The sequence below is a fragment of the Variovorax paradoxus genome (genome assembly GCF_009755665.1).
In the GTDB taxonomy this organism is placed as follows: domain Bacteria; phylum Pseudomonadota; class Gammaproteobacteria; order Burkholderiales; family Burkholderiaceae_C; genus Variovorax; species Variovorax paradoxus_G.
Window position 1 is genome coordinate 4137970 of record NZ_CP046622.1, and the last position, 13841, is coordinate 4151810.

At 65.6% G+C, this 13841-nt stretch carries 15 protein-coding genes; 6 read left to right on the forward strand and 9 right to left on the reverse strand.

Annotation, left to right across the window (positions count from 1 at the left end):
- Positions 1–3: 3 nt before the first annotated feature.
- From GOQ09_RS19260 to GOQ09_RS19275, 4 genes are read right to left on the reverse strand one after another with little or no spacing between them, the layout of a single operon-like run.
- Complete coding sequence (locus GOQ09_RS19260; RefSeq protein ID WP_042582160.1) at positions 4–357, reverse strand: RidA family protein; 354 nt, start codon at positions 355–357, stop codon at positions 4–6.
- Between the two features lie 11 nt (positions 358–368).
- Complete coding sequence (gene plsY, locus GOQ09_RS19265; RefSeq protein ID WP_157614985.1) at positions 369–1004, reverse strand: glycerol-3-phosphate 1-O-acyltransferase PlsY; 636 nt, start codon at positions 1002–1004, stop codon at positions 369–371.
- A 41-nt stretch (positions 1005–1045) separates the two neighbouring features.
- Positions 1046–1537 carry an aminoacyl-tRNA deacylase gene (locus GOQ09_RS19270; protein WP_157614986.1) on the reverse strand — a complete coding sequence of 164 codons (492 nt, stop codon included), beginning with the start codon at positions 1535–1537 and terminating at the stop codon, positions 1046–1048.
- 22 nt (positions 1538–1559) lie between these two features.
- Entirely contained in the window at positions 1560–2621 is a 1062-nt protein-coding gene (locus tag GOQ09_RS19275) for an aldo/keto reductase (protein ID WP_157614987.1), read from the reverse strand.
- Between the two features lie 115 nt (positions 2622–2736).
- Here GOQ09_RS19275 and GOQ09_RS19280 point away from each other — a divergent pair, with 115 nt between their 5' ends.
- Positions 2737–3666, forward strand: a complete 930-nt coding sequence (locus tag GOQ09_RS19280; protein ID WP_157614988.1) for an alpha/beta fold hydrolase — start codon at positions 2737–2739, stop codon at positions 3664–3666.
- 12 nt (positions 3667–3678) lie between these two features.
- Here the strand turns inward: GOQ09_RS19280 and GOQ09_RS19285 are convergent, their stop codons facing one another.
- Genes GOQ09_RS19285 through GOQ09_RS19305 form a run of 5 tightly spaced genes read right to left on the reverse strand, consistent with a single transcriptional unit; the run spans position 3679 to position 7229 of the window.
- The gene (locus GOQ09_RS19285) at positions 3679–4386 is read right to left on the reverse strand and encodes an aspartate/glutamate racemase family protein (RefSeq protein ID WP_157614989.1); all 708 of its coding nucleotides are present in this window, start codon (positions 4384–4386) and stop codon (positions 3679–3681) included.
- A 56-nt stretch (positions 4387–4442) separates the two neighbouring features.
- On the reverse strand, positions 4443–4799 hold the full coding sequence (locus GOQ09_RS19290; RefSeq protein ID WP_157614990.1) for a hypothetical protein: 357 nt from the start codon (positions 4797–4799) through the stop codon (positions 4443–4445).
- Between the two features lie 31 nt (positions 4800–4830).
- Positions 4831–5652, reverse strand: a complete 822-nt coding sequence (locus GOQ09_RS19295; RefSeq protein ID WP_157614991.1) for a MetQ/NlpA family ABC transporter substrate-binding protein — start codon at positions 5650–5652, stop codon at positions 4831–4833.
- Positions 5653–5701: 49 nt separating this feature from the next.
- Complete coding sequence (locus GOQ09_RS19300) at positions 5702–6364, reverse strand: methionine ABC transporter permease (RefSeq protein WP_047783086.1); 663 nt, start codon at positions 6362–6364, stop codon at positions 5702–5704.
- Positions 6357–7229: a methionine ABC transporter ATP-binding protein gene (locus tag GOQ09_RS19305; protein ID WP_157614992.1), complete on the reverse strand. Its 873-nt coding sequence runs from the start codon at positions 7227–7229 to the stop codon at positions 6357–6359. Before GOQ09_RS19305 ends, GOQ09_RS19300 begins: the two co-directional genes overlap by 8 nt.
- Before the next feature lie 238 nt (positions 7230–7467).
- Between GOQ09_RS19305 and GOQ09_RS19310 the strand changes: the two genes are divergently transcribed.
- From GOQ09_RS19310 to GOQ09_RS19330, 5 genes are all read left to right on the forward strand, one after another.
- On the forward strand, positions 7468–8289 hold the full coding sequence (locus tag GOQ09_RS19310) for a MetQ/NlpA family ABC transporter substrate-binding protein (RefSeq protein ID WP_157614993.1): 822 nt from the start codon (positions 7468–7470) through the stop codon (positions 8287–8289).
- Positions 8290–8479: 190 nt separating this feature from the next.
- A protein-coding gene (gene prfB / locus GOQ09_RS19315; protein WP_157614994.1) for a peptide chain release factor 2 occupies positions 8480–9584 on the forward strand; the annotation gives its coding sequence in 2 pieces (ribosomal slippage) (positions 8480–8560 and positions 8562–9584; 1104 coding nt in all).
- A 3-nt stretch (positions 9585–9587) separates the two neighbouring features.
- Positions 9588–10277 carry an HAD family hydrolase gene (locus GOQ09_RS19320; protein ID WP_157614995.1) on the forward strand — a complete coding sequence of 230 codons (690 nt, stop codon included), beginning with the start codon at positions 9588–9590 and terminating at the stop codon, positions 10275–10277.
- A complete protein-coding gene (gene pepN / locus GOQ09_RS19325) occupies positions 10261–12975 on the forward strand; it encodes an aminopeptidase N (protein WP_157614996.1) in 2715 nt (904 codons plus the stop codon). The genes GOQ09_RS19320 and pepN overlap by 17 nt, the downstream gene beginning before the upstream one ends.
- Positions 12956–13819 (forward strand): hypothetical protein, encoded by an 864-nt coding sequence (locus tag GOQ09_RS19330; RefSeq protein ID WP_157614997.1) that lies wholly within the window; start codon positions 12956–12958, stop codon positions 13817–13819. The genes pepN and GOQ09_RS19330 overlap by 20 nt, the downstream gene beginning before the upstream one ends.
- The last annotated feature ends 22 nt before the right edge of the window (positions 13820–13841 follow it).

Genomic DNA, 13841 nt, shown 5'->3' on the forward strand with positions numbered 1-13841 from the left:
GCGTCAGGCCTGCGCGGCCGTGACCACGATTTCGATCTTGTAGGCCGCATTGGCCATCTTGGCCTGCACCGTCGCTCGCGGCGGCGTGTTGCCGGCGGGAATCCACGCGTCCCACACCTCGTTCATGGCCGTGATGTCGGTGATGTCCGCCAGGAAGATCTGCGTCATGAGAATGCGCGACTTGTCGCTGCCGGCCTCGGCCAGCAGGCGGTCGACCATGGCCAGCACCTGCGTGGTCTGGCCGCGGATGTCCTGCGAAGTGTCGTCGGGCACCTGGCCCGCAAGGTAGATGGTGCCGTTGTGCACCGCCGTTTCAGACAGACGGGGGCCGACGTGAAAGCGGGTGATGGTTGCCATGATGTTCTTTCTCAAGCTTTTTTCTTGGCGCCGAGCTTCGACTCCGTGCCGGCCGCGAGCCGGCGGATGTTTTCGCGGTGCCGCCAGACGAGCAGCAGACTCATGATGATGATCGCAATCAGCACCGTGCGGTCGAGCGGCCACGCAATGTTGCCGCCAATCAGGTAGTACGCCGGCGCGAAAAAGGCCGCCACGAGCGACGACAGCGACGAATAGCGGAAGAACACCGCAATGATCAGCCAGGTGACGCCGGTGGCCAGCCCCAGCCACGGCGCAATGCCCACCAGCACCCCGGCGGCAGTGGCCACGCCCTTGCCGCCCTGGAAGCCGAAGAACACGGGGTACAAATGGCCCAGGAAGGCCGCCAGGCCCGCCAGCGCAGCCACGCCCTCGCCCAAACCCCACTGCGCGCCGAAATGGCGAATCACGAACACCGGCAGCCAACCCTTCAGCGCGTCGAGCAGCAAGGTGGCCAGCGCCGCGCCCTTGTTGCCCGAGCGCAGCACGTTGGTGGCGCCGGGGTTGCCGCTGCCGTAGCTGCGCGGGTCGGCCATGCCGAGCGATTTGCTCACGATGACCGCGAACGACAACGAGCCGATCAGGTACGAAGCCACGATGGCAAGGAGGGAAGGCAAATGAAAGCTCAAGGCGGCGCTCCACGAAGGATGGATGTTCTTATTCGGGCCGGCTATTCTGCCAGCGCGCACTGCACCGGCTTGGCGCCCAGCAGCGCCACGCACACCTGCGGGTCGATGCCCACCAGGTAGCCGCGCCGCCCGCCGTTGATTGCGATCTTCGGCAGCTCCAGAATGGTCGACTCGATGTACACCGGCATCTGGCGCCGCGTGCCGAAAGGCGAGGTGCCGCCCACCATGTAGCCGCTATGGCGCTGCGCGACCTCGGGCTTGCAGGGCTCCACCGACTTGGCGCCGATCTGCCGCGCCAGGTTCTTGGTCGACACCGTGCGGTTGCCGTGCATCAGCACGATGAGCGGCTTGGCGTCCTGGTCTTGCATCACCAGCGTCTTCACCACAATGAAGGGATCGAAGCCCAGCACCTCGGCGCTGTGCTGCGCGCCGCCGTGCTCCAGGTACTCGTACGGGTGCTCCGTAAAGGCGACCTTGTTCTCGCGCAGCAGCTGCGTGGCAGGCGTTTCGGAAACGTGCGCCTTCTTGCTCACCGGTGCACCCCTGGGGCCGCTCTCACGTTGCCGGGTCCCGGATTTCCCAGCGGATCTGGTCGATCTCGGCCAAGACTTCCGGCGAAAGCGTGGTGCCCCACACGTCGAGGTCTTCGTCGAGCTGCGCCACCGTGGTCACGCCGATGATGGTGCTTGCCACCTGCCATTTGGTGTAGCAGAAGGCCAGCGCCAGCTGCACCGGCGTCAGGCCGTTGTCTCGCGCCAGCTGGTTGTAGCGGCGCGCCGCCTTCAATGCATCGGGCCGGCCCCAGCGCTGCTTGCGCACCGATTCGTAGCTCGAAATTCGCGCGCCCTTCGGAGCCTCGGGCCCTTCGATCCCGCCCTGGTCGTATTTGCCGGTCAACAGGCCAAAGGCCAGCGGCGAATACGCCAAGAGCGAAACGCCGAGCCGGTGCATCGTCTCGTCGAGCCCGTTCTCGAGCCCGCGGCTCACCAGGTTGTAGACGTTCTGCACCGAGGCCACGCGCGGCAGGCCGTGCTGCTCGGCCAGGCGCACGAACTCGTGCACGCCGTACGGCGTTTCGTTGGAAAGACCGATTTCGCGCACCTTGCCGGCCTTGACCAGCCCGCCCAGCGCCTCGAGCTGCTCGTGAATCGGCGTCTGCGAGGTTTCCTTGGCCGGGTCGTAGTAAAGCGCGCCGAAGGCCGGCACGTGGCGCTCGGGCCAGTGGATCTGGTACAGGTCGATGACGTCGGTCTTCAGCCTTTTGAGGCTGGCGTTGCACGACGCCACGATGTCGTCCGCCGTCATGCCCGCGCCTTCGCGCACCCAGGGCGTGGCGCGCACCGGGCCGGCCACCTTGGTGGCCAACGTAATTTTCTGGCGCGCGCCGGGATTGGCCGCAAACCAGTTGCCGATGATGGTTTCGGTGGCGCCGTAGGTTTCCTTGCGCGTGGGCACCGCGTACATCTCGGCCGTGTCGATGAAATCGACGCCGCGCTCGAGCGAGCGGCTCAAGATGGCGTGCGAGGTGGGCTCGTCCACCTGTTCGCCGAATGTCATGGTGCCAAGGCAGATCGGGGTGACCTGCAGGCTGCTCTGGCCGAGTTGGATTTTTTTCATGCGCGGAATGCTACCGCCCTCCTCCACGGTGCGCTGGCCGCGGGCCCAAAACCCGAGCGCGCACTGTCTTGTGGCGGACTGCGCCGCCGCCGTCGGCTCCGTATCATCGGCGCCCATGTACCAAGCCCTTCGCCCTTCGCGCACCGAATTCGTACCCGTGCGCAATCTCCGCTACCACGTGCGCGTGTGGGGCGAGCCCTCCGCGGCGCGGCCGCCGTTGGTGCTGCTGCACGGCTGGATGGACGTGGGGGCCTCGTGGCAGTTCGTGGTCGATGCGCTGGCCGAAGAGCGCTTCATCATCGCGCCCGACTGGCGCGGCTTTGGCCTGACCGAGGGCGGCGGTGTCGACAACTACTGGCTGCCCGACTACCTGGCCGACCTGGAATGGCTGCTCGACCATTACGCGGGCGAAGGCGATGCGGCGCAGCCCGTCGACCTGGTCGGCCACAGCATGGGCGGCAATGTTGCCATGCACTACGCGGGGGCAAGGCCCGCGCGCATTCGCCGGCTGGTCAATTGCGAAGGCTTCGGCATGCCCGCGCGCAAGCCCGAGGAAGCGCCCGCGCGTTACGGGCAATGGATCGACGAGCTCAAGCGCCTGCACCGCGGCGAAATGGCGCTTGCCAGCTACTCGTCGGTGGACGGCGTGGCGCGCCGGCTCATGAAGACCAACCCGCGCCTCACGCCCGACAAGGCCAACTGGCTGGCGGGCCATTGGTCGGCCGCGCAAACCCAGCCCGACGGCAGCGAGCGCTGGCAGATTCTTGGCGAAGCCGCTCACAAGATCGTCAATGCCAACATCTTCCGGGTCGATGAAACGCTCGCCCTTTATGCGCGGATCTCGGCGCCCACGCTCATGGTCGAAGCCGCGGACGACAGCCTGCACGGCTGGTGGAAAAACCGCTACACGCTCGAAGAGTTCCATGAGCGCCTCCGGTCCGTGCCCTCGGTGCGCATCGAACAGGTGGCCGATGCCGGCCACATGCTGCACCACGACCAGCCACAGCGCGTGGCCGGGTTGATCGAGCAGTTTCTGGCGAGCTGAGCCCGCCCGGGTTCAGGCTGCAGCGCGGCCCTGCACGGTGCGCTGCAACGCCGCGCGCGCCAAAAGCCGCGTCGAATCGAGCGTGGGCAGCGGCGAGTTCACGTCGTTCATGATCAGCGGAATCTCGGTGCAGCCGAGCACTACCGCGTCGCAGCCTTCCTCGTCCTTCATGCGCTGTATGACGCGGCGGAACGCCGTGACCGCATCGGGCGTGAAAACACCGCAGACCAGCTCGTCCATGATGATGCGGTTGATTTCTTCGCGCTCGTCGGCAGCAGGCCGAACGTACTCGAGCCCCTTGGCAGAGAGCTTCTCGGGGTAGACCTCGCTCTCGACGAGCCAGCGCGTGCCTGTGATGGCCAGGCGCTTGAACCCGCGCTGCGCGGCTTCTTCGGCCACGCACTCGGCAATGTGCAGCCACGGCAGCGGCGAGCGCGCTTCGATGAACGGCAGCGCCTGGTGAATGGTGTTGTCCGGGCAGACCAGAAAGCTGGCGCCAATCTTCGCGAGCTTGTTGGCCGAAGCCAGCATCACCTCGCCCACGCCGCGCCAGTCGTTGCGGTAAATGTGCTGCATGTAGTCGGCAAGCGACGGCGTGTGCATCGAGACTTCAGGATGCGCATGCGGCCCAAGCAGCTGGGCCCCTTCCACGCAAATGGTCTGGTAGCAGAGCGCCGCGCCTTCGGCGGAGCACCCGACGATTCCGATGTGCTGGGTCATGCGCACATGCTACAAGCCCGCGGGCCCGGCGTGCGCCAGCAGACCCCGCTTTGCACTCAGTCTTCTTCGTCCGCGTCGTTGCCCGTCAGCATCAGCACCTCGTCGACGAAGGCGTCAAAGTGCGGCAGCGCGGCGGGCAGCGGCCGGGGCGGCGCGGCCTGACCGTCGTCGACAAAATGCTCGGCGCCGGCCGAAAGCGCCATCCATTCACCCGCCTCGAGCAGCAGGCCCAGGTAGCCGTCTTCCGTGCGCACGTAGAACAGGCTCGCCCGCTCAAGCGCACGCTGGCCCGCGGGCGCTTCTTCGCGGCCCCAGCTCACGCCCTGCTTGCCCAAGTGCTCGTTGATGCGGCCGTCGCACACATGCGTGTCGCACCAGCGACCTTCGGCATCGAAGACTGCGAGCACGGGCATGGGCGTCCTTGGGTTGAGGCGTTAGCTGCAGTTATTGCAGGAAGCTGGGCTTGGCGTAGCCCTGGAACTTGGTGTCGACCACGGCCTTGAACTCCTTGGAGCGGTAGGCGTCGGCAATGTCCTTGGCCCAGGGCGCGTTCTTGTCCGCGCTCTTCACGGCCACCACGTTCAGGTAGTAGTCGGGCGTCTTTTCGAGCACCACCGCCTCGGTGAGCTTCAGGCCCGACGAGATTGCAAAGTTGCCGTTGACGATGGCGTAGTCGGTGTCTCCCAGCGAGCGCGGCAGCTGCGCGGCTTCGAGCGGAATGAACTTCAGCTTCTTCGGGTTCTCGGCCACGTCTTTTTCAGACGCGCGCAGCGGATCGACGCCGGGCTTGATGGTGATGAGCTTGTTCTGCTCCAGCAGCACCAGCGCGCGGGCCAGGTTGCTCGGGTCGTTGGGCAGCGTGAAGCGGTCGCCCTCCTTCACCTCGGCCAGGGTCTTGCGCTTGGTCGAATACACGCCCAACGGTGCGATGGGGCCTTGCACCAGTTCGGCAAGGTCCAGCTTCTGGTCGGCCGAGAACTTCTTCAGGTAGACCTGGTGCTGGAAGAAATTGGCATCGAGCGAACCCTGGGCCAGCGCGAGGTTGGGCTGCACGTAGTCGTTGAACTCGACCAGCTTCACCTTGTAGCCCTTCTTCTCCAGGATGGGGACGATGCCGGCCTTGAGCTGGTCGATGTTCGAGCCGGCGGTGCCGCCGATGACGAGGTTCTTCTTGGCTTCTTGCGCCTGCGCCAGTGAAAGGCCGCCGAACGACAGGGCGACAAGAGACAGGGTGAGGACGGAGCGGCGCAGCAGTACGGTTTTCATGGAATGAGCAGGAGAGAAAAGAGACAAAAGAAAAGAGAAAAACAGGAAATCAACGCTTGTCCAGCCTGCGCGCCGTGGTGTTGCCCACGAACTGCAGGATCTGTACCAGCACCACGAGCAGCGCTACGGTGAGCACCATCACGTCGGTCTGAAAGCGGTAGTAGCCGTAGCGGATGGCCAGGTCGCCAATGCCGCCGCCGCCCACCACGCCGGCAATGGCGGAGTACGAGAGAAAGCTCACCGCAAGCACCGTGAGCGCCAGCACCAGGCCGGAGCGCGCCTCCACCACCAGCACGCGCCACACGATCTGCAGCTCCGATGCGCCCATGGCGTGCGCCGCCTCGATCACGCCGCGCGGCACCTCGCGCAGGCACTGGTCCACCAGCCGCGCAAAGTACGGAATGGCCGCAAACGACAGCGGCACCGCGGCCGCCAGCGGGCCGATGGAAGTGCCCGCAATCACCCGCGTGAACGGCACCAGCGCCACCAGCAAGATGATGAAAGGAAACGAGCGCACGGTGTTCACGATCCAGTTCAGGACGAGGAACGCCGGCTTGTTTTCGAGCGACTGGCCCGGCCCGAGCAAGAACAGCAAAATGCCCAGCGGCCCGCCGATCAGCACCGCCGCCGAAAGGCCGATGGCCAGCATCAGGAAGGTCTGGCCCGTGGCCACCCACAGCTCAGGGAGGATGGGCGCGATGTTCTCAAACATAGGCCACCTCCTGCGCGCTGCGCTGCACCGGCAAGGGGCGCGGCGTGACGGGTTCTCGCGCCTCGCGTTCGCGGCGACGCACCAGTTCGTCGATTTCGCGGCCCAGCGCGGTCTTGCGCTCTTCGGCCGGCGCATCGAGCACTGCGAACTGCTCCACCAGCCGGCCCTTCTCCAGAATGGCCACGTTGCGGCACAGCACCTCGACCACCGAGAGCTCGTGCGTGACGATGACGATGGTCACGCCGATCTTCTGGTTGATGTCGCGCAGCGTTTCCAGCAGCGCGCGGGTGGTTTCGGTGTCGAGCGCCGAGGTGGGCTCGTCGCACAGCAGCACTTGCGGCCGCGGCGCCAGCGCACGCGCAATGGCCACGCGCTGCTTCTGCCCGCCCGAAAGCTGCGCCGGGTAGGTGTCGATCTTCTCGGCCAGGCCCACCAGGGCCAGGCATTCGCGCACGCGGGCGTCGATTTCGGCCTTTGAATGGCGGCCGTGGATCTTCAGCGGAAACGCCACGTTGTCGAACACCGTGGCGTTCTGCAGCAGGTTGAACTGCTGAAAGATCATGCCGATGTTCTGGCGCATGTCGCGCAGCTCGCGGCGCGAGAGCGTCGTCAGGTCGCGCCCGCCCACAAAGACCTTGCCCGCATCGGGCCGCTCCAGCAGGTTGATGAGGCGCAGCAAGGTCGACTTGCCCGCGCCGCTCTTGCCGATCAGGCCGAACACGTCGCCCTGTTGAATGTCGAGCGAGAGCGACTGCACGGCGTCGAACACCTCGCCGCTGGGCAAGGCAAAAGACTTCTGCACCGATTGAAGTCGGATGACCGGCGCCGCGTTGCCGCGGGCCGCATCAGGCGAATGGTTGGTCATGGAGAGGAGGCACGGCCTGCGTCGAAGCGGGCCGCGGAGTTCGCAAAAAGGGGCCGAGTATGAAAACAAAATCGTCAAAAGGGAACGAACAAATCGGCGCTTGCTTATGCATGAAAACGCATAAGCATTGGAGAAGCCCAGCGGGCAATGCCATATCGATATGCGGATTGGTTCGTTCCCAAACGGGCGGGGCAATGCCACATTCGCGCCCTTACTTTTTTGATTCGCGCAACACAACATGCACAGCACCCTTCGCCGCCGCACCCTCGCCCTTGCCACCGTTGCAGGCGCACTTTTCTTCACCGGCAGCGCCGCCTTCGCGCAAGACAACAACAAAACCGCCATCAAGGTGGGCGTGTCCGTCGGCAACGGCGAGCAGATCTTCGAAGTGGTGAAAAAGGTCGCCGCCAAGGACGGCCTGAACATCCAGGTGGTGGTGTTCAACGACTACCAGCTGCCCAACGCCGCGCTGGCCTCGGGCGACCTGGACGCCAACGCCTTTCAGCACCAGCCCTTCCTGGACAACCAGAACAAGGCGCGCGGTTTCGACATCGTGCCCGTGGGCCTCACCATCACGGCGCCGCTGGGCTTCTACTCGCGCAAGATCAAGTCGATCGACCAGCTGCCCGACGGCGCCTCGGTCGGCATCCAGAATGACCCGTCGAACGGCAACCGCGCCCTGCTGCTGCTGCAGACGGCCGGCCTCATCACGCTGAAGCCCGATGCGGTGAAGAACAACAACGCCACGCCGCTCGACGTGGTGAGCAACCCCAAGAAGCTGAAGCTGGTGGCGCTGGACGCAGCCCAACTGCCCCGCTCTCTCGACGACCTGGCCATTGCCGCCATCAACAACGACTACGCCGAGAAGGCCGGCCTTTCGCTCGCCAAGGACGCCGTGATCAAGGAAGCCCCGAAAAGCCCCTACGCCAACCTGATTGCCGTGCGCCGCGCCGACAAGGACAAGCCCTGGGCCAAGCGGCTGGTTGCGGCTTACCAGTCGGCGGAGGTGAAGAGCTTTATCGAAAGCCAGTTCAAGGGCTCGCTCGTCCCCGCCTTCTGACTTCGCCTTCCTCCCTCCCCCGCTGGGGGAGGGCCGGGGTGGGGGCAAGCGGCGCTCGAAATGGGCGCCCTGCCCGCCCCCATCCCAGCCTTCCCCCAGCGGGGGAAGGAGCAATACGGCGCAGTTCCTGGGCGGGTTATCGGTCCATGAGAAAATGTCCGGTTTCCCCCGAACACAGTCAGGACACCCCATGGACGCAGAACAAATCAACCAAATCGGCGCAACCCTCGCGGACCTGAGCGCCCGGACGGCCGATTTACGGAGGTATCTTTGACTACGATGCCAAAGCCGAACGTCTGAGGACGGTCAACGCATCGCTCGAAGACCCGAACGTCTGGAACGACCCCAAGAAGGCCCAGGAACTCGGCCGCGAGAAGAAGTCGCTCGACGACGTGGTCGTGACGCTCGACCGCCTCACCAGCGGCCTCTCGGACAACACCGAGCTGTATGAAATGTCGAAGGAAGACGGCGACATGGACGGCTTGCAGTCCATTGCCGACGACGCTGCCGCGCTCGAAGCCGACATCAAGCAGCTTGAATTCCGCCGGATGTTCAACAACCCGGCCGATCCGCTCAACGCCTTTGTCGACATTCAGGCCGGCGCGGGCGGCACCGAGGCTTGCGATTGGGCCAGCATGCTGCTGCGCCAGTACCTGAAGTACGCCGAGCGCAAGGGCTTCAAGACGCAGATCGAAGACGAAACGCCGGGCGACACCGCGGGCATCAAGGGCGCGACCATCAAGGTGGAAGGCGACTACGCCTTTGGCCTGCTGCGCACCGAAACCGGCGTACACCGCCTGGTGCGCAAGTCGCCGTTCGACTCGTCGGGCGGGCGCCACACCAGCTTTGCCTCGATCTTTGTCTACCCGGAAATCGACGACTCCATCGAGATCGAGATCAACCCGTCCGACGTGCGCACCGACACCTTCCGCGCATCGGGCGCGGGCGGCCAGCACATCAACAAGACCGACTCGGCCGTGCGCCTGACGCACATCCCCACGGGCATCGTGGTGCAGTGCCAGGACGGCCGCAGCCAGCACAGCAACCGCGACGTGGCGTGGAAGCGCCTGCGTTCGCGCCTGTACGACCACGAAATGCGCAAGCGCCAGGAAGAGCAGCAAAAGCTCGAGGACAGCAAGACCGACGTGGGCTGGGGCCACCAGATCCGCAGCTACGTGCTGGACAACAGCCGCATCAAGGACCTGCGCACCAACGTTGAAGTCTCGGCCACGCAAAAGGTGCTCGACGGAGACCTGGACGTGTTCATCGAAGCCTCGCTGAAGCAGGGCGTGTAATCGATGAGCCTGACCCACGACAAGGTCGAAGCCTTCATCTTCGACATGGACGGCACCATGATCGACTCCATGCCGTGGCATGCGCGCTCGTGGGTCGAGTTTGTGGCGCGCCACGGGCTCAAGCTCGACGTGACCGACATTCTTGCGCGCACCACGGGCCGCACCGGCACCGAGTGCATGCGCGAGTTGTTCGAGCGCGAGCTTTCAGACGCCGAGTGCCAAACCCTGGTGCACGAAAAAGAAGAAATCTACCGCGCCATGTTCGGCGACAACTTCACCGAGGTTGCCGGCTTTACCGCCTTTGCCAAGGCCGCCGTGGCGCGCGGCCTGAAGGTGGCCGTGGGCACGGCGGGCGACAAGCACAACATTGAATTTGCGATGTCGCGCCTGAAGATGGACCCGCTGCCTCTGGCCATTGTGGGCGGCGACGAAGGCTTTGCCGGCAAGCCCACGCCCGAGATCTTCTTGGAAGCCGCGCGCCGCATTGGCGTGGCGCCCGAGCGCTGCGTTGTGTTTGAAGATGCGCCCTTCGGCATAGAGGCTGCGCGCCGCGGCGGCATGCGTGCCGTGGCCGTGTGCAGCACCCATACCGCCGCCGAGCTTGCCGGCCCCCATGTGATTGCCGCCGTTCGCGACTACGACGAACTCGCCCATTCGAATTTTCTGGAGACACTCGATGCTGCTGCAGCGTGACGCCCAAGGGCAACCGATCGCCATTCGCCGCGAAGACTATGCCGCTCCGGCATTCTGGATCGACACCGTCGACCTGACCTTCGACCTCGACCCCGCCAAGACCCGCGTGCTCAACCGCATGCAACTGCGCCGCAACCCCGACGTGCCGGCCCAGCCGCTGCGCCTGGACGGCGACGAGCTGAACCTGGCGCGCGTGCTGGTCAACGGCCAGGGCGCATCGTTCCGCATGGAAGGCGAGCAGCTCGTGATCGACGGCTTGCCCGACGCCTTCGAGCTCGAGATCTTCACCACCTGCTGCCCGATCAAGAACACCAAGCTGATGGGCCTGTTCGTGAGCGAAGACACCTTCTTCACGCAGTGCGAGGCCGAGGGCTTTCGCCGCATCACGTACTTCTTGGACCGCCCCGACGTGATGGCGATGTACACGGTTACGCTGCGCGCCGCCAAGGCCGCGTACCCTGTGCTGCTGTCGAACGGCAACCTGGTCGAACAGGGCGACCTGCCCGAGGGCCGCCACTTTGCCAAGTGGGTCGACCCCTTCAAGAAGCCCAGCTACCTGTTTGCGCTGGTGGCCGGCAAGCTGGTGGCGCGCGAGCAGCGCATTACCGCCCGCAACGGCAAGGAGCACTTGCTGCAGGTGTACGTGCGCGCCGGAGACCTCGACAAGACCGAGCATGCGATGAACTCGCTGGTCAACTCCGTGCTGTGGGACGAAGCCCGCTTTGGCCTGCCGCTGGACCTGGACCGCTTCATGATTGTGGCCACCAGCGACTTCAACATGGGCGCCATGGAGAACAAGGGCCTGAACATCTTCAACACGAAGTACGTTCTGGCCAACCAGGCCACCGCCACCGACGCCGACTACAGCAACATCGAAAGCGTGGTCGGCCACGAGTACTTTCACAACTGGAGCGGCGACCGCGTCACCTGCCGCGACTGGTTCCAGCTTTCGCTGAAGGAAGGCCTCACCGTCTTCCGCGACCAGGAGTTCAGCCAGGACCTTTGCGCCGATGCCTCGGCCCGCGCCGTGAAGCGCATCGAAGACGTTCGCGTGCTGCGCACCGCGCAGTTTCCTGAAGACGCCGGCCCGATGGCCCACCCGGTGCGGCCAGACAGCTACATCGAGATCAGCAACTTCTACACCGTCACCATTTATGAAAAGGGTGCCGAGGTGGTGCGCATGATGCAGACGCTGGTCGGCCGCAAGGGCTTTGAAAAGGGCATGACCCTTTACTTCGAGCGCCACGACGGCCAGGCTGTGACCTGCGACGACTTTGCCCAGGCCATTGCCGACGCCAACCCCGATTCGGAGTTGGCCCGCCTGCTGCCGCAGTTCAAGCGCTGGTACAGCCAGGCCGGCACGCCGCGCCTTGCCGCCCACGGCGTGTACGACGCGCAAGCGCGCAGCTATACCCTGAGCATTGTGCAAAGCTGCCCGCCCACGCCGGGCCAGCCGACCAAGGAGCCGTTTGTCATTCCGGTGAACATTGGCCTGCTCGACGCCAGCGGCCGCGAACTGCCGCTGCAGCTCGAAGGCGAAAGCGAAGTAACCCGCAGCGCGCCGGGCACCCCGTGCACGCGCACCGTGGTGCTCTCGCGCGCCGGCGAGCAAATTACCTTTGTGGGCCTCGACGCCGAGCCCGTGCCTTCGATCTTGCGCGGCTTCAGCGCGCCGGTGATTCTGGACTTTGAATACACCGACGCCCAACTGCTCACCCTGCTGGCCAACGACCCCGACCCCTTCAACCGCTGGGAAGCCGGCCAGCGCCTGGGCCTGCGCGCCGCGCTGCAGGGCATTGCCGCGCTGGCGACCGACACCACCCCGGTGCTGAACGACGCGTACCTGGACGCCATGCGCAGCGTGCTGCGCAACCCCAAGCTCGACGCCGCCTTTAAAGAGCTGGTGCTCACCCTGCCTTCGGAAACCTACATTTCCGAGCAGCTCGACGTGGTCGACCCGCCGCGCGTGCACCTGGTGCGCGAAGCCATGCGCGCCCAGCTGGCCACCGCCCTCTTCCAAGACTGGCAACAGGTCTACGAAGAAAACCACGACACCGGCGCCTACACGCCCGACCCGACCTCTTCAGGCCGCCGCGCGCTGGCCGGCATGGCGCTTAACTTCTTGTGCCTGGCGGCGCGCTCTTCGGGCGACACCGTGTGGCCCGGCAAAACGCTGCAGCGCTTTAAAGACGCCGGCAACATGACCGACCGCTTCAACGCGCTCAACGCGCTGGTGTCGTCGGGCCACACCCTGGCCGCGCAGGCGCTCGCGCGCTTTCATGCCCTGTTCAAGGACGAAGCGCTGGTCATCGACAAGTGGTTCTCGCTGCAGGCCGGCGCGCCCGACCGCGGCGGCGACATCTTGCCGCTGGTGAAGCAGCTGATGAAGCACCCGGACTTCTCCATCAAGAACCCCAACCGCGCGCGCAGCGTGATCTTCAGCTACTGCAGCGCCAACCCCGGCGCATTCCACCGCCCCGACGCCGCCGGCTACGTGTTCTGGAGCGAGCGGGTCATAGAGCTGGACGCCATCAACCCCCAGGTGGCCGCCCGCCTTGCCCGCGCGCTCGACCGCTGGAGCAAGCTGGCCGAGCCCTACCGCAGCGCCGCGCGCGAAGCCATTGCCCGCGTGGCCGCCAAGCCCGACCTGAGCAAGGACACCCACGAGGTAGTGACGCGTGCACTCGCCGGCAACTGAGCGGCCTCGCCAGAAGCGGCGGCCGGCGCTCGCGCTGACGGCGACAGCGCTCCTGCTCTGCGCGGCGCTTGCTGGCTGCGCGGGCGCCGGCGGCAGGTCGAGCCAGCCGTGGATCAAGAAATCGCAACTGGCCACCCTGCCCGGCTCGACCGTGCAGGTGGTCGTGCCCAGCATCGGCGTCGAGGTCGAAAGCGACCCGGACGCCAGCTTCAAGCGCATGCGCGTCATCGGCGCCGGCATGGCGGCAATTCCCGGCGTGGGCATCATCGGTGCCATGGCTCTCGGCGGTGCGACCGGCGCGGCCAACAAGGGCTACCAGGACTCGCTGCAGCAAGAGATCCAGTCGCGCTCGGCCCTATACCTCGCGGTAATGGGCAACTACGAACTGGCGCCCCTGCTCAGCCCGCGCCTCGAAAAGGCATTGCGCACCAGCCCCAACTACCAGGGCGCCACCTACCGCGAGCCTGCCTCCAGCATGTTCAGGGGCAGCCCGCTCAACCCCGACAGCGCGCAGACCGTGGTCGAAGGCTGGGCCAATGTTTCCGACGACGAGGACGAAGCCGTGGTGCGAGCCAACGTGCGCATCGGCTCCCCCGACAAGCGCACGCTGTGGCACGAATATTCGTACCGCTCGACCGTCAGCCTGTCGGACCTCGTCGGCCCCTCGCTCAAACAGGAACTGCGCGGCAAGGACGCCAACACGCAGCGCAGCATCCGCCGCGCGCATTGGCTGGCAAACCAGGGCAAGTTGCTGAACGACGGGCTGGACAAGGCATCGGCCGACATTGCCATGCGCATTGCCTACGACCTTGGCGCCCCCTGGCCCGAAGACAACGCCGACTGAGCGCCCAGACGCCTCGCCTCGG

Coding starts and splice junctions, on each gene's coding strand:
- GOQ09_RS19280 (WP_157614988.1), top strand. CDS start 2,737: ATGTACCAAGCCCTTCGCCCTTCGCGCACCGAATTCGTACCCGTGCGC.
- GOQ09_RS19295 (WP_157614991.1), bottom strand. CDS start 5,652: ATGAAAACCGTACTGCTGCGCCGCTCCGTCCTCACCCTGTCTCTTGTC.
- GOQ09_RS19300 (WP_047783086.1), bottom strand. CDS start 6,364: ATGTTTGAGAACATCGCGCCCATCCTCCCTGAGCTGTGGGTGGCCACG.
- GOQ09_RS19305 (WP_157614992.1), bottom strand. CDS start 7,229: ATGACCAACCATTCGCCTGATGCGGCCCGCGGCAACGCGGCGCCGGTC.
- GOQ09_RS19290 (WP_157614990.1), bottom strand. CDS start 4,799: ATGCCCGTGCTCGCAGTCTTCGATGCCGAAGGTCGCTGGTGCGACACG.
- GOQ09_RS19285 (WP_157614989.1), bottom strand. CDS start 4,386: ATGACCCAGCACATCGGAATCGTCGGGTGCTCCGCCGAAGGCGCGGCG.
- GOQ09_RS19275 (WP_157614987.1), bottom strand. CDS start 2,621: ATGAAAAAAATCCAACTCGGCCAGAGCAGCCTGCAGGTCACCCCGATC.
- pepN (WP_157614996.1), top strand. CDS start 10,261: ATGCTGCTGCAGCGTGACGCCCAAGGGCAACCGATCGCCATTCGCCGC.
- GOQ09_RS19260 (WP_042582160.1), bottom strand. CDS start 357: ATGGCAACCATCACCCGCTTTCACGTCGGCCCCCGTCTGTCTGAAACG.
- GOQ09_RS19310 (WP_157614993.1), top strand. CDS start 7,468: ATGCACAGCACCCTTCGCCGCCGCACCCTCGCCCTTGCCACCGTTGCA.
- GOQ09_RS19320 (WP_157614995.1), top strand. CDS start 9,588: ATGAGCCTGACCCACGACAAGGTCGAAGCCTTCATCTTCGACATGGAC.